Below are 14648 nucleotides of genomic sequence, written 5' to 3' on the forward strand. Positions count from 1 at the left end.
GTGTATTCCCTCCTTATTTTTGATGAATAGAATGCCGTATTAGGGTGTCTATTTTTTTCTATATTTATACATTCCCGTATATTTAAGGATGAAACAAAGTACGAAAACAAAAGCTAGTATACGAATAAGCGTATTGCTTTACTTCAGTTAACGAGTCACACATAATACGGATTAACTGATAAAAGAAGGAGAGATATGAATGGATGCATATACCTATTATAATCCAACTCGATTAGTGTTTGGTAAAGACCAAATCACTGCTCTAAAAGACGAACTAGGAGCACTTGGTAAAAAAGTTCTTCTCGTTTATGGTGGAGGAAGCATTAAACGAAACGGTTTATACGATAAAGTGATGAATGAATTAAAGGGTTTAGGTGCTGAAGTCAGTGAGCTATCAGGAGTAGAACCTAATCCAAGACTTTCTACTGTAAAAAGAGGAATTGACATCTGCAAAGAAGAAGGTATCGAATGTTTACTTGCTGTAGGAGGAGGCAGTGTAATCGATTGTACAAAAGCAATTGCAGCTGGGGCAAAATACGATGGTGACGTTTGGGATTTGATCACGTTAAAGGCTCAGCCTGAAGAGGCTCTTCCTTTCGGGGCGATACTTACGTTAGCAGCGACAGGATCTGAAATGAACGCAGGATCTGTCATTACGAACTGGGAAACTCAAGAAAAATATGGATGGGGAAGTCCGCTTAATTTTCCAAAGTTCTCTATATTAGATCCTACCTATACGTTTTCTGTTCCGAAAGATCAGACGATTTACGGCATCGTAGACATGATGTCTCATGTTCTCGAACAATACTTTCATAATGCACAAAACACACCTTTACAAGACCGTTTTGCTGAATCAATCTTGTTGACAGTGATGGATGCAGCGCCAAAGCTTTTAGAAGACCTTGAGAACTACGAACTGCGTGAAACCATCCTTTATAGCGGTACAATGGCATTAAACGGTACACTGCAAATGGGCGTTCGTGGAGATTGGGGAAGTCACAATATTGAACACGCCGTTTCTGCTGTATACGACATTCCTCATGCAGGTGGTTTAGCTATACTCTTTCCAAACTGGATGAGACATAATATCGATACAAATGTTGAACGTTTTAAACAGCTTGCGACTCGTGTTTTTGATGTAGAAACAGAAGGAAAATCCGATAAACAAATTGGATTGGAAGGCATCGATCGATTATCGGCATTCTGGACTTCACTTGGTGCCCCTAACACATTAGCTCACTATAAAATTGATAACTCTAAGCTTGATGTAATAGCTGAAAAAGCGATGGCAAGAGGAGAGTTTGGCAATTTTAGCAAACAAAATAAAGAAGATGTTCTAACAATCTTAGAGATGTCATTATAAGAGAAGGGGAGCCCCTTCTTTTTTAAATATTTCGTCTATTAGCAGGAAACCGTTTTCATTTTTAGCGATTCTTGCTTTGCTTCGTTCCATTGTATAAAGTGAAAGAATAATGATTGTTAGGAGGCTTACATATGACGAAAAAGCTGAGTTTTGATTACAGCAAGACCCTTACTTTTATCGGGCAACATGAAGTAGATTACCTTACTGGAGCTGTAAAAACAGCACATGAAGCCATTCATGAAAAGACAGGGGCAGGAAATGACTTTTTAGGCTGGGTGGATCTTCCTCAAAACTATGACCGTGAAGAGTTTAGCCGTATCGTGAAAAGTGCCGACAAGATTAAAAATGATTCTGATGTGCTTATCGTTGTCGGGATTGGCGGTTCTTATTTAGGTGCTCGTGCTGCAATCGAGATGTTAAATCACTCTTTTTACAATTTGCTTTCAAAAGAGGATAGAAAAACTCCTCAAGTTTTCTTTGCAGGACAAAATATTTCATCCACGTATGTAAAAGAACTTTTTGATGTACTAGAGGGCAAAGACGTATCGGTGAATGTCATTTCAAAGTCTGGAACAACGACTGAGCCTGCTATTGCGTTTCGGATATTTAGAAAGTTTTTAGAAGAAAAGTACGGAAAAGAAGAAGCACGTCAACGAATCTATGCGACGACAGACAAAGCACAAGGGGCTTTGAAAACTTTAGCAGATGAAGAAGGCTATGAGTCGTTTATTATTCCTGATGATGTCGGCGGGCGTTATTCTGTTCTAACCGCAGTAGGTCTCTTGCCGATCGCCGTAAGTGGTGTGAACATTGAAGAAATGATGAGCGGTGCAAAGGATGCCTCTGTTGATTTTAACAATCCTAACCTTTCGGAAAATCATGCGTATCAATATGCAGCTGTAAGGAATGCGCTATACAATAAAGGGAAAACAATTGAGCTCATGGTGAATTATGAGCCAGGGCTTCACTATGTTTCTGAATGGTGGAAACAGCTGTATGGTGAAAGTGAAGGAAAAGATTATAAAGGAATTTACCCTGCATCCGTTGATTTCACGACAGACCTTCATTCAATGGGACAGTATGTACAAGAAGGGCGCAGAGATCTTTTTGAAACCGTCTTGTATGTGGATCAAGCTCGTGAAGAATTAACGATTGAAGAAGATGACCTTAACTTGGATAAACTAAATTTCCTTGCAGGTCAAACGATGGATTTCGTGAATAAAAAAGCGTTTCAAGGAACATTGCTTGCACATACAGACGGAGGGGTTCCGAACTTAATCGTAAATATTCCCGAGTTGACTGCTTATCATTTCGGTTACATGGTGTACTTCTTTGAAAAGGCATGTGCAGTCAGCGGTTACCTTTTAGGGGTAAATCCGTTTGATCAGCCTGGAGTAGAAGCATATAAGAAGAATATGTTTGCCCTTCTTGGTAAGCCTGGATTTGAAAAAGAAAAAGAAGAGCTCGAGAAACGCTTATAAAATAAATGAAGAAACTGGCCTCATCGTCTTAATTAGACAGGTGAAGCCAGTTTTTTTATATGTCTACATAAAAAACGAATCCAAATAAACTAATTGTGAATTGGATACGCTAATCAAAAGGATAGAAAAGGAGGATGAACAGAGTATGAAAGCCATTAAGAGTAAATTGGAGAACGAATTAATCGCATTGAACGAAGCAGAAGATGTTTTAAAAAGCATGGGTTTTTCCTATGGAGGCAACTGGGACTATGACCATGGTTATTTTGACTACAAATTAGATGATGAAGTAGGTTATACCTTCTTAAGAGTTCCCTTTGAAGCTGTTGAGGGAGAGCTCGATAAAAAAGACACGGTTATAAAATTTGGTGAGCCTTTTTTATTGGCTCATAAATACCAGGTAGGCTTAGATGACTATGCGAGTACAGGAAATCTATCTGGAAGTGTCAATCAATTTTCAGAGCCACAAGACCCGGATGCGTCTGTAGATAAAAAATGGATCAACATTGGAAAAGAACTTGTGAATAAGGTTGAACATGCATTATTAAAATAAGAATAGATAGGCAAAAAACTGCCTATCTATTCTTGTATTAGACTGCCATTAAAGCTTTTTACCATTTCTTGAGCAGCCAGATTAGAAGTTTGGATTATAAAGTCAGCACCAGCTCGCTTAGCGTTTGTAGCTTGTTCTAAAGTTAAGATCTCAGCATGAATGGGAATGTTATCGTTTAATCCCCGTGCTGTAAGGATTGATATAATCGTATTCATATCCGCATCAGATTCTGTCAGGCTCGCATCAGATGTAATGAGGATTGAACTCGCTTTTTGTATATGAGCTTTAAGCCAAATCTGATCTTCACTCGCTTTTCCATGGATAAAATGAACGCCTTGCTTGTATAAGGGATTGGCTTCTAATGAATTATCAATAAGGACGATGCGGTACGGTTGAACCCGATTCTTAATGCTATGAATCGTGTTGCGAGATCGTTCATTCCACCCAACAATAATAATGTGATCCTGATTTTTATACATATTCTTCCCTTCAAAATAACGGTTTTCTGTTTTTATTACAGCACTTGCAAAATGAACGGTCGTAAAGGCTAAAAACGATCCACCTAAAAAGACAAGAAATATAGCAAGAATACGGACTTCCAATGAGTATGGAGCATAATCTCCATATCCCACAGTGCCTGCTGTAATAACAGCCCAATAAAAGCTTTCAAAAAAAGTAGGGAATGTCTCTTGTTCTAAGAGATGTGCAAGATAAGCGCTGAAAGAGAGGATGAATAAAAGTATGAGGCCTAGTCTGATTAGCATAGGCAACCTTAAATAGAAATGATACATTCCACGCATCTGCATTCTCCTCCTATTAACACTATTGCCATATCAGATAGGGAAATATACGAATTGGTAGGAAATAAAAAAACTCCGGAGTAATTTCCGGAGTTGATCATTTTATGAAGCCTTTTGTTCTATTTGTGGTTCGGTCTGGTCATTTATAAAGGAGTTACTTATTTTTTCCTGCTTTATATCTTCAGACAAGACGTTTATCGTTTGTTTTTGATGTTTTATAATAAGATTTTGATCAATAAGTGCTAAAGCTTTTTTTGTTAGATCTTCTTTTAATAATTGGGTGTTTGCTTCGATTTTAACCGTAATGATCATTCCGTCAATTAAGATATCAATATAAATCCAACTTTCTTCTTTTGGTTCAGGTAAAGGTACGGGTTTACTTTGAACAGGAATATCAGGCTCAACTTTAGGCATTTTAATTTCTTTTGGCTTTTCTTCCTTTGGCTGCTCTACTTTTGTAAGGGTAACAGCTGGAACATCATTTGGTGGAGGAGTAGCTCTTACCTCTTTTTCAGGCACCTCAGCAATCAGTGGTTCCTTTATTTCTTTTTGTTGTTCCTTTTTTGCTGGTTTCGATACCTTCTCTTCTTTTTTTGTTGCGTTCCCACGAATAGAATCGTTTCGTTCTTGCATCTTGATCTTAGGGACAGCCTTTACCACTTCTTGAATAGGTAAGTTTGTCTTTTCTTTTGCTGCTTTTTCTTCTGTTTTTTTGTCTAGTATCGGAAGAGGAGGCTCAAATACTTGAGTTTTTTCGTTCTCGTTCTTAGATAGAATGGCTGTTTCATTTTCTTCTAACAGCTCTTTTATCGGACCTACCTTTTCAGAGATTTCTTCTATTGTATGACCTGAAATATCTTTTTTCGATATCTTGATTCCAGAATTTCTTGCTGCAGTATATATGGCATAATGACCAGGTGAAATCTTCATCTTCTTTGCTTTATCACGCTCTTTAGAACTCATTACAATGGTTGTCATTTCAACAGATTTCTTTTGAGCGGTCTTCTTCATGACCTTATTTACTCGTTCCTTCATTTCATTTTTTTTATCTTCAGGAATTTCTTCAGACAAGGTAGTGGTAATCAAGACCTCTTCTTTTGTTGTTAAATATCCAAGATCTTCACATGTTTCAAATATCAGATTTGTCACATATGCTATGTCTTTTTCCTTCCACTCATCCATATGCTCAAGAACCTTATGTCCTTGATCGTTAAATGCATAAATATCTAATACCTGCATATCTTCATTGATTTTTAATTCTAAGCTGGGATCCATATCCATTCCAACGAAAGCATATGCACCTTGTCCTGACATTGGGGAAAGTACTTGAAAGAACAATAATAAAATAGCTAAAGCTGCTGCCGTTCCAGTCTTCCAGTTAATCAGAACGGAAAAGAGTGAGTTTTTCTTATCTTGTAATGCTGGTATCGTAATCTCTTGACCAACTGTATGTTTTGTATTTGTATTCTTGATCTTCTTAAATTCGCCTCCCTCAGCCAGAACGATGAGGTGACGGTTGCTAACTTCTACAATAATCGCTTTCTTCATTAGTGTTTTCCTCCCGTGCCCGGCAAATATTGAAGCAACACCTGATAATTTTCAATAAAAATCAGGGTGAGTGCGGTTATGTATTCACGCTGCCTTTTCATGGTGAGTTTTTGTTGCTGAGTTTTTTGATCATGAAGAAGGGGTAATCGTTTCCATGTTAAAAAGTAGTTCCTCATTTCAGAATCTGCCGCAATTTCTTCTGCAACTTGAATCGCATGTAATCGATTTTCAAATTCTTTTGGCGTGCTCGATACTAAGTGGTTAAAGTCGATACCGAATTCCTGTAATCGGCTTTTAAAATGCAAGATTTCTTTTATCGGATCTTGATCTTCCACATCGTTTCGGCAAACCTTCATCGTTGAATCTGTAGATCTTGTATCAAGTACAGGCTGCGGGGGCTTGTTTTTACTTGTAAACCACCGGCGAATCACAATTTCCCCCTCCTTCCTACACATTTGTAAAATAATATATTTCAAGATAATAATAACCAAATAAGTATAGTACACTTTTCTTTGAAAAAATAGAGAAAAAAGTCACAGCTTCAAGAGATAAGGGAGTTTGATAGTAAAGAGAGATGGAAAAACTAAGAGGTGGGTGATAAAGGTGAAATATAATAAAGAAGACCGTGAAAAGTATAGTGAAGCAATAGATCGTATGCAAGAAGGACTTGATAGCATGATTGATCTGTATAATGAAGCAGAAGATGATGTAGTCCTGATCGCGTATGAAGAAGAAGTGATACATGCAATAAAAAAAGCGAAAGAAACATTCGGAGACGAATTTATCGATCAAAAAATCAATACCATCGTCAAAGAAGTTCTCTCATTAATGGAGGGGGGACAGACCCCAAAAAAAGACAAATAAAAAAAATTGTCTTTTTAAGGTGTACATATTTCATTGCTTTAGTACTTAAAAGATATACATCACGATCGGGAACATGTTCCAGCAAACCCAGATTGTTAAGACAAAGAGCAAAGATACGGGAATGGTTATGACATATTGTACCCAGCTAGGAGTACTCCTGCTTAAATGCCATAATTTACGGAGAACAAGTCCGAAAACGGGTATAACTAAAAGGAGAAAGAAAACCTGTCCCCAAAACACGTATGTCGTTGTGTCTGGTTTTAGTATAAGTAAGCCTATGATACATGTTAATACGATTGCCCCATAGATGGACCAGGCGATCTGTTTAAATTTGAGTGTATCCCTTTTGGTCAATAGATAGAAACCTACAGCGCAAATAAGAGCAAAAAGAAGCATCATAATCCCTCCAAATCTTTTTTAAACGATTAACGCCAAACGCCATTCGCATGGAATATACTTATTTCTTACCTCGAAAACCTTAAAGTCAACCCTATAATTTTTTGATTATCAAATTCTGGAAACATTATCGGTTACAAATATATAGTATGAATGACCTCGACAAGTCATTCTGAGTACTTTTTATATATAATTTATGAACAGTTGAAATAAAGTCTTGTAATTTATTGTATTTAATAGAAAAATAGAGAAAAGACAAATCTTGTAAGAATATAAAAAAATACATAGGGATGAAGCTTATGGAAGAAACTTCGTTTGAAATAAAAGAAAATAAAGAAATAATGGATATGTTTTACGAAGCCGTTTCCAGTGGTGTCATTGTACTTCAACGGTCTAATCAAATATTACATGCCAACAAAAAAGCGTGTGAGATTTTAGGGTTGTCTAAAGCGGAATTAGAAGATCACTTTTTATATGACATGCCGTTTGAAGTGATTAATCAGAAAAGAGATGAGCTTCCTTTTGATCAGCTGCCCTCTCAGATTACTTTTCAAACGGGTAACGAAGTAATAGGATGTGAACTCAGCATTATTCACCCAAAGGATAAAGAATTACGCTGGATCTTAGCAAGCACAAAACCTATCTTTCATTCCGGTAATGTAATAAATCAGGTGGTTATTACGTTAGTTGATATAACAAACAGAAAAGAAACAGAGCAAGCGTTAAGCCGCAGTCAAGAACGCTTTCGATCACTCGTTGACTCTATGGAAGACACCGTTTTTACCCTTGATCATCAGTTAGCTCATACAGGCATCTATGGAAAATGGATGGAAAAACATAATGTGAAGCCAGAACACTTTCTTGGTAAAACAGTTCGTGAAGTATTTGGTGATCAAATTGCTGAAGGACAAGAAAAAGCATGTGAAATTGTCTTTCAAGGGAAATCACAACTGTATGAATGGAGTAATATGAGAAATGGTGAACGTTTGTATTATCAAGCCATTCTTTCTCCGATTAAAAACGAACAAGGTCAAGTAGAAGGCATAGTGGGAGTTTCAAGAGATATCACACAAAACAAAAAAATGGAGATCGGCCTTCGTGAAAGTGAAGAAAGGTTCCGGCAGTTTGCAGAAAATGCAAAAGATGTGTTCTGGATGAAAGACTTTGAGACACGTAAGCTTCTTTATGTATCCAAAGCCTATGAAAAAATATGGGGTGTTCAACCGAGTGTATTTACATCTGTTTTTTCAAATGTTCATCCGGAAGATTGTATGAATGTTAAAGAGTTTATTCATTCCATTACGTGCAAAGAGTCACAGATTGAATACCGCATCCAAACAAATAATAAAAAAGTGCGGTGGATTAGAACACGTGCTTTTCCTATAACAAATGACCATGGAGATATTTATCGAATTGCAGGTATTACAGAAGACATCACAGAGCTTAAAGAAAAAGAAGAATTGCTAAGAAAATCTGACAAGCTTACTGTTGTTGGAGAACTTGCTGCGGGCATCGCCCATGAAATCCGCAATCCGCTTACTAGTATTAAAGGATTTGTTCAGTTAATGAAAAATGATATGGATGATCTGCACAGTGAGATTATTCTTTCTGAGATGGATAGAATTGAATCCATCATCACTGAATTTCTAGTCTTAGCAAAACCTCACCAAGACACGGTTTTCCAACAAAGAAACGTAAACGATTTTATTGGTCAGACTATTACTCTATTAGATTCTGAAGCTAACTTAAATAATGTACAGTTTGATACCTATTTGCGTGATGTACCCCAGATCCTGTGTGAAGGAAATCAAATTAAACAAGTCATTATCAATGTTATTAAAAACGCCATAGAATCCATGATGAACGGTGGTACGATTTCGGTGGAAACAGGCACGTATGATGAAGGCTATGTGTATATTAAAGTAACAGATCAAGGCTCTGGAATCAGTGAAGAACGACTTGCAAGACTAGGAGAACCGTTTTACTCGAACAAGGAAAAAGGAATCGGTCTTGGATTAATGGTAAGTTTGAAAATTATTGAAAATCATCACGGTAATATTACGTTTGAAAGTATTGTAGACGTTGGAACGACTGTCACCATATTGCTACCTACTAAACTTCTTCCTTAAAAAATATATTTCAATAAACGCCTTTCAGCCTTTAGAGCTGGGAGGCGTTTATGCTTGGTAACTCAGTGTTTATATCCTTTTCGATAAGGGTAACAATCTAAAGGAGCATAAGGGAAACTAGGGTTTTTTTCTAGTGTGAATTAGCGGAAAATTGAGAAATATTACAATCCATGTTACCCTTGTCATGTACGTGTAATCTATTAAATGGAATTTCAAGGAGGATAAGAATGAAGGATTTCAAAAAGAAGATTAGTATTTTAGCGGTAGTGTTTTCAATGTTTGTACTGGCTGCATGTAGCAGCAGTGAATCGAGTGATGGTGGAGTAGAGCTTAAAAAAGAAGGTGAATTTAATTTTATCGTATCAGGTGAGTTTCCCCCATTCAGCTCAGTAGACAGCAATGGTGAACTGACAGGCTACGATGTTGCAGTAGGAAAAGCAATTGCAGATGAACTTGGATTAAAAGCTGTTCCAGAAAAATTTAAATTCCACGGAGCAGTATCTGCAATAAAGGCAGATCGTTTTGACGCAGCAGTGGCAAGCCACACAATTACTGAGGACCGTAAACAGGCAGTAAATTTTAGTGAGCCCTATTATTACTCAGGTCCAGTTATTTTTACTAGACCAGACAGTGATATTAAAACGAAGGAAGATTTAAAAGGAAAAGAAGTTGCTGTTTCAAAAGGTTCTACCTATGAAAAATCTGCTCAGGATTTTACAGATCAAATTAAAAACTATGACAGTGATGCAACTGCATTACGTGCGCTGAGCGAAGGGAAACATGATGCAGTTATTACAGATGCTATCACGGGTAAACAGGCAATCGAAAAAGGGTTTAAAATTGTAGAGCAAGAGCAATTAGGTACAAGTGAACAAGCGATTGCTGTAAAAAAAGAAGATAAAGAATTACTTAAAGCAATCAACAAAGCATTAAAGAAACTGAAAGATAGCGGTAAGCTTGCTGAGTTGAGTGAAGAATACGTCGGTGCTGATATCACACAAAAGCCTGAATAACACTATGTGAGCCGCCCGCATGTTGAGAGTGCAGGGTGGCTTTCTTTTTCTAATAAAAAAGAAGAATAGGGGAGAGAAACAGCATGTTTGATATCGCACATATATTAGAAGTTCTGATCGAAAGTTATCCGCTCTTCATGAAAGGGTTATGGATTACATTAAAGTTAACGATTGTCTCTATACTGATTGGAACAGGAATTGGCTTAATTTTCGCCTTATTTAAAATTTCTGGAATAAAGATTCTAAACTGGATCGCAAATATTTATATAGCACTCATTCGTGGAACGCCTTTGATCGTGCAAATATTCATTTTTTATTTTGGACTAGCTGAACTTGGTATTTCTGCTTTTTGGTCTGCCGCTTTCGGTCTTGCCATGCACAACGGTGCCTATATCGCTGAGATCTTTAGAGGTTCAATTCAATCTGTTGATAAGGGTCAAACGGAAGCTGGACGTTCATTAGGTATGACATATGGATTAACGATGCGAAGAATCATCTTGCCTCAAGCGTTTAGAAGAGCACTTCCGCCGCTAGGCAACCAATTTATTATCGGTCTTAAGGACTCCTCATTGGCATCATTCATTGCCTTATCTGAACTGTTCAGCATTGCCACCACACAAGGATCGCGAACATTTGATGAGATGACATATTTAATCATTGTAGGATTATACTATCTAGTTCTCGTCCTTCTCTTCACGCTACTCGTCAATTTGTTGGAAAAGAAACTTTCCGCTGGAGAATAGGAGGAGACACATATGAAAAAAGAAATGATTCGACTAGAGAATCTAAAAAAAAGTTTTGGTGAATTGGAAGTATTAAAAGAAGTTCATTTAGAAGTTCATGAAAGCGATGTAGTCGTTTTAATAGGTGCGAGCGGATCAGGAAAAAGTACATTATTGCGCTGTATCAATTTCCTTGAAATTAAAAATGGCGGAAAAATCTTTATCGAGGGTGAAGAGGTTGACCCAAAAACCCATAACTTGAACGAGGTTCGCCAAAAGGTGGGGATGGTGTTTCAGCACTTTAATTTGTTTCCACATAAGACCGTTCTTGAAAATGTGATGGAAGCACCAGTTAGAGTAAAAAACCAAAACAAAGCAGAAGCCCAAAAAGAAGCACAGGCTCTGCTTGATAAAGTTGGTTTAGCAGATAAAGCAAACGTTTATCCAGCAAAGCTCTCAGGCGGCCAGAAACAACGTGTTGCCATTGCAAGAGCATTAGCGATGAAACCGGATATCATGCTTTTCGATGAGCCTACCTCTGCACTTGATCCAGAGCTTGTCGGAGAAGTTTTAGCTACTATGAAAGAACTTGCTCAAGAAGGAATGACGATGGTTGTTGTTACGCATGAGATGGGATTTGCGAAAGAAGTAGCTGATGAAGTTGTATACATGCATGATGGACAGATCAGGGAAAAAGGAAAACCAGATGAGTTGTTTAATCACCCAAAAGAAGAACGAACTAAGAATTTTTTAAGTTCGATTTTATAGGAAAAGCGAAAGGTGCAGCATTTGCTGCACCTTTTTTTAATGACCCCGTTTAACTGTTTCATTAAGAAACATATTGTTTTTCTTTCGTTCTTGTATGATCAAAACCGCTCCTAACACGAACAGTATGCCAACCGTTTGGAGGGCTGAAACAGATTCATTGTAGAGGAATACACCCATCAGCACGGCGACTACAGGTTCAACCGTAGAAATAATAGAAGCTTTACTTGCTTCAAGATGCTTCAAACCATTCGTATAAAACCAGTAAGCAAGAACAGTTGGAAATAGGCCAAGACCAGCTGTGTAACGTAAAACGTTTACGTCCATAATTACGATCTCTGAGCCATAGATCCCACTCAGAGGAAATAGGACGATCATAGCAAACAAAAAAGTATAAAAACTAATCGTTAACGTTTCATACTTTTTACCAGCGAGTTTCCCAAAAATGCTATAAAGAGAATAACCAAAACCAGCCCCAAGACCTGTCAACAAACCAATCCAAGAAAGCTCTGCAGATCTATCAGAAAGCAAACCTGAAACGAGTGTGCAGCCTATAATTGTGAGAAATAACGCTATCATTTTTTGCCGAGTCAGAGATTCTTTGAATACAAAGATTGAAATCACTAAAACAAAAGCCGGTGCTGTGTATAATAATATGGCTGCGATAGCCAGTGAGGAATGCTGGATGGTCGTAAAGTAACACCAGTTAAAAAAGGAAACACTCAATACTCCAGTACCGAAAAAATACCAACTGTCCTTCATATGTATTCTTAACAAATGTGGACGATATGCCAGGATCCAAATGAAAAAAAAGATAAAAGCACTGCTCGCTCTTAAAAAAACAATTTGTAAGGGTGTGAACCCAAGTAAAGAAAGTTCTTTTACAAAATACCCGATGATCCCCCAAAGTGATGCTCCGATAGCGATGTATAGAAAAGCGATTTTTGTATAATAAGACATATTCCTACTTCCTTTTTTTATGTTTCTATCCATCATCATTTATTTTATATGAATTGTAAAGAGATGGCTAAAAAATACCTCCCCAGCTAGCGCTGGGAAGGCACAACATTCTTTCTATTTATTATTGATTGAGTGTTCTTGTTAATGAAGTTGCTCCTGCACTTACATCAAAGAAGTAATTACCAGACCCACTATACGATGAAACTCGAATTTTATACGTACCTGTTACAGTAGGTTTAAAGCTGATGGTCTCTTGTCTTTTCGTGCCTTCCGCTTTTGCAACAAGTGTTCCAGAAGGATTGTATACATACACATCAAAATCAGGACTGGACGAGAACCAGCTAGACGTCCAGTTTGGCATGATCGTTGTAAGTGCGATCGGATATGTGGTTGTGTTCACATTTAATGAGAACTCATCAGCTTTCCCTGATCCAGCAAGGGAGTCAGAGGTAAATAAGTGATTTGGCACCGTGATGTTTGTTCCGGTGAAACCACCTGCACTTTTTATTGCTTCATATCCATCTAATCGTCCATTACCGTAATCGATGTCTTTTCCTGATGTCCCAAAATCAATGGCAGTACTATAGAGCTTACTCGCAATTTGGGAAGGAGTAAGGTTTGGATTAGCATCTAACATCAATGCGATCGTACCGGCTGTAAATGGAGTAGCCATACTCGTACCGCTGTAAGTAACATAGCCTGTTGATGTATTGGCTTGTGGTGCTGTAATGTTGTACCCAGGGGCTACAATATCTGGTTTAATGCGGTTGTCAGCTGTATAACCGCGGCTTGAGAACTCTGCAAGGAAGAATCCATTCTCACCAAGATCAGCGGCGGCTCCAACTGTAATAGCTTTATCAGCTGCACCTGGGGATCCGATTGTATATCTGGCAGGTCCAGAGTTTCCGGCCGCAACTGCAACGACTAAGCCTGCGTTTACAGCATTATTAACTGCAACAGAAGTGGAGTCTGTTCCATCCGAACTTTGGCTAGTACCGAGACTTAAATTTAAAATTCGAATACCGTACACATCTTTGTTTTGTACTGCCCAATCGATTCCAGCTGTTACATTGCTCATGCTTCCGCTGCCATTTGCGTCTAAGACTTTTATTCCAACAAGTGAAGAGCCAGGTGCAACGCCTTTATTGGCTGAAGTCACCTCTCCCTCGCCAGCGATGATGCCAGCGACGTGAGTTCCGTGTCCTTGGTCGTCATAAGCAGTCGTTCGATTGTTAACAAAGTCTTTAAATCCGATAACCTTCCCATTATCCAAATCTTTGTGTGCAGCATCAATTCCAGTATCAATGACAGCTACGGTAATATCGTTCTTGGAATAAACACTGGAATTTCCGTCTCTGTCACCGTTTAGTCCAAAATCATTCCTTGCTTTGTCTGTTCCGAACCACTGATTCGCCGTACTCATGGTTGTCTTTACTTCGACATCCAGTTCAGCTGTTTTAATAAAAGGAATCTTCTCTAATTTAGCAAGTTGTTTTTTTGAAAGAGAGGCGGCAATTCCGTCAAAAATGGTGTATTCATGATTTATTTTAAAGGAGCCGACAGCTTTATCTAATGCTTTACTCCCTTTTTCTGATAGTTTTTTGGAATCAAACTGGATGATTACATCCACCTTATCTTCATCTTTCATCCCTTTCATTTTTTCTTCCAAGTTATCAAAAAGCTTATTCTTATTTTGATCAGTTAGGGAAATCTCGGTTTGTCTTTGTGGGTCATATTTCTTGCTGGGAGCGTTCTCTTTTCCATCTGCATACACCGGTACTGCGAGTAATGCGGCAATCAAAGGTACACTAATCCATTTTGCTTTCTTCAAATAAAATCCCTCCAATTAAAAAAGTAGCGTCTGCGAAAATCCCGTCCGGACCGGGAGAAAACACAAACGCTACTACAATTATGATGAAATAAACAGACTTATGTTGGACGATAGACAGATTTATTTGTGGGATTTAATCGGGTCTTTTTACCCGTGTAAAATATAGAACCATATCCACCAACTAGACCGAAAAGACTACAAAAAAATTGGGTTAAATCATTCCTAT

General features: G+C 37.9%; 14 protein-coding genes. 8 read left to right on the forward strand and 6 right to left on the reverse strand.

All coding sequences use genetic code 11. The features are described from left to right. Nucleotides 1-199 precede the first annotated feature (199 nt). From KUV80_RS00080 to KUV80_RS00090, 3 genes are all read left to right on the forward strand, one after another. The gene (locus KUV80_RS00080; protein ID WP_222460664.1) at nt 200-1363 is read left to right on the forward strand and encodes an iron-containing alcohol dehydrogenase; all 1164 of its coding nucleotides are present in this window, start codon (nt 200-202) and stop codon (nt 1361-1363) included. Nucleotides 1364-1494: 131 nt separating this feature from the next. Further along, complete coding sequence (locus KUV80_RS00085) at nt 1495-2844, forward strand: glucose-6-phosphate isomerase (RefSeq protein WP_222460665.1); 1350 nt, start codon at nt 1495-1497, stop codon at nt 2842-2844. Between the two features lie 145 nt (nt 2845-2989). Continuing rightward, on the forward strand, nt 2990-3394 hold the full coding sequence (locus KUV80_RS00090; RefSeq protein ID WP_222460666.1) for a YugN-like family protein: 405 nt from the start codon (nt 2990-2992) through the stop codon (nt 3392-3394). Between the two features lie 26 nt (nt 3395-3420). Here KUV80_RS00090 and KUV80_RS00095 read toward each other — a convergent pair whose 3' ends face one another. The 3 genes from KUV80_RS00095 to KUV80_RS00105 all read right to left on the reverse strand — a co-directional run bounded on the left by KUV80_RS00095 (nt 3421) and on the right by KUV80_RS00105 (nt 6173). Further along, nucleotides 3421-4194, reverse strand: a complete 774-nt coding sequence (locus tag KUV80_RS00095) for a potassium channel family protein (RefSeq protein ID WP_222460667.1) — start codon at nt 4192-4194, stop codon at nt 3421-3423. A 102-nt stretch (nt 4195-4296) separates the two neighbouring features. After that, a complete protein-coding gene (locus KUV80_RS00100) occupies nt 4297-5742 on the reverse strand; it encodes an anti-sigma-I factor RsgI family protein (protein ID WP_222460668.1) in 1446 nt (481 codons plus the stop codon). Continuing rightward, nucleotides 5742-6173, reverse strand: coding sequence for a hypothetical protein (locus tag KUV80_RS00105; protein ID WP_222460669.1), 432 nt, complete (start codon nt 6171-6173; stop codon nt 5742-5744). The genes KUV80_RS00100 and KUV80_RS00105 overlap by 1 nt, the downstream gene beginning before the upstream one ends. A 172-nt stretch (nt 6174-6345) precedes the next feature. Between KUV80_RS00105 and KUV80_RS00110 the strand changes: the two genes are divergently transcribed. Further along, entirely contained in the window at nt 6346-6606 is a 261-nt protein-coding gene (locus tag KUV80_RS00110) for an atypical membrane-integrating protein (Mistic protein) (protein WP_222460670.1), read from the forward strand. A 45-nt stretch (nt 6607-6651) separates the two neighbouring features. Here KUV80_RS00110 and KUV80_RS00115 read toward each other — a convergent pair whose 3' ends face one another. Beyond that, entirely contained in the window at nt 6652-7002 is a 351-nt protein-coding gene (locus KUV80_RS00115; RefSeq protein WP_222460671.1) for a hypothetical protein, read from the reverse strand. 299 nt (nt 7003-7301) lie between these two features. On the opposite strand from KUV80_RS00115, the gene KUV80_RS00120 reads away from it, so the two are divergent. The 4 genes from KUV80_RS00120 (at nt 7302) to KUV80_RS00135 (ending at nt 11634) form a co-directional block, all read left to right on the forward strand. After that, nucleotides 7302-9131 (forward strand): PAS domain S-box protein, encoded by a 1830-nt coding sequence (locus KUV80_RS00120; protein WP_222460672.1) that lies wholly within the window; start codon nt 7302-7304, stop codon nt 9129-9131. A gap of 227 nt (nt 9132-9358) precedes the next feature. Further along, nucleotides 9359-10144, forward strand: coding sequence for a transporter substrate-binding domain-containing protein (locus KUV80_RS00125; RefSeq protein WP_222460673.1), 786 nt, complete (start codon nt 9359-9361; stop codon nt 10142-10144). Between the two features lie 83 nt (nt 10145-10227). After that, nucleotides 10228-10887, forward strand: coding sequence for an amino acid ABC transporter permease (locus KUV80_RS00130; RefSeq protein WP_222460674.1), 660 nt, complete (start codon nt 10228-10230; stop codon nt 10885-10887). 12 nt (nt 10888-10899) lie between these two features. Continuing rightward, on the forward strand, nt 10900-11634 hold the full coding sequence (locus KUV80_RS00135; RefSeq protein ID WP_276516569.1) for an amino acid ABC transporter ATP-binding protein: 735 nt from the start codon (nt 10900-10902) through the stop codon (nt 11632-11634). A 36-nt stretch (nt 11635-11670) separates the two neighbouring features. Here KUV80_RS00135 and KUV80_RS00140 read toward each other — a convergent pair whose 3' ends face one another. After that, nucleotides 11671-12591 carry a DMT family transporter gene (locus KUV80_RS00140; RefSeq protein ID WP_222460675.1) on the reverse strand — a complete coding sequence of 307 codons (921 nt, stop codon included), beginning with the start codon at nt 12589-12591 and terminating at the stop codon, nt 11671-11673. A 121-nt stretch (nt 12592-12712) separates the two neighbouring features. Beyond that, entirely contained in the window at nt 12713-14422 is a 1710-nt protein-coding gene (locus KUV80_RS00145; protein ID WP_222460676.1) for a S8 family serine peptidase, read from the reverse strand. Between the last annotated feature and the right edge of the window lie 226 nt (nt 14423-14648).

Source organism: Fictibacillus nanhaiensis (genome assembly GCF_019801215.1).
Classification (GTDB): domain Bacteria; phylum Bacillota; class Bacilli; order Bacillales; family Fictibacillaceae; genus Fictibacillus; species Fictibacillus nanhaiensis_C.

Bases quoted from the DNA above. Each gene is read 5' to 3' on its own strand.
- KUV80_RS00080 (WP_222460664.1), top strand. From the start codon at position 200: ATGGATGCATATACCTATTATAATCCAACTCGATTAGTGTTTGGTAAA.
- KUV80_RS00085 (WP_222460665.1), top strand. From the start codon at position 1,495: ATGACGAAAAAGCTGAGTTTTGATTACAGCAAGACCCTTACTTTTATC.
- KUV80_RS00090 (WP_222460666.1), top strand. From the start codon at position 2,990: ATGAAAGCCATTAAGAGTAAATTGGAGAACGAATTAATCGCATTGAAC.
- KUV80_RS00095 (WP_222460667.1), bottom strand. From the start codon at position 4,194: ATGCGTGGAATGTATCATTTCTATTTAAGGTTGCCTATGCTAATCAGA.
- KUV80_RS00100 (WP_222460668.1), bottom strand. From the start codon at position 5,742: ATGAAGAAAGCGATTATTGTAGAAGTTAGCAACCGTCACCTCATCGTT.
- KUV80_RS00115 (WP_222460671.1), bottom strand. From the start codon at position 7,002: ATGCTTCTTTTTGCTCTTATTTGCGCTGTAGGTTTCTATCTATTGACC.
- KUV80_RS00120 (WP_222460672.1), top strand. From the start codon at position 7,302: ATGGAAGAAACTTCGTTTGAAATAAAAGAAAATAAAGAAATAATGGAT.
- KUV80_RS00125 (WP_222460673.1), top strand. From the start codon at position 9,359: ATGAAGGATTTCAAAAAGAAGATTAGTATTTTAGCGGTAGTGTTTTCA.
- KUV80_RS00130 (WP_222460674.1), top strand. From the start codon at position 10,228: ATGTTTGATATCGCACATATATTAGAAGTTCTGATCGAAAGTTATCCG.
- KUV80_RS00135 (WP_276516569.1), top strand. From the start codon at position 10,900: ATGAAAAAAGAAATGATTCGACTAGAGAATCTAAAAAAAAGTTTTGGT.
- KUV80_RS00140 (WP_222460675.1), bottom strand. From the start codon at position 12,591: ATGTCTTATTATACAAAAATCGCTTTTCTATACATCGCTATCGGAGCA.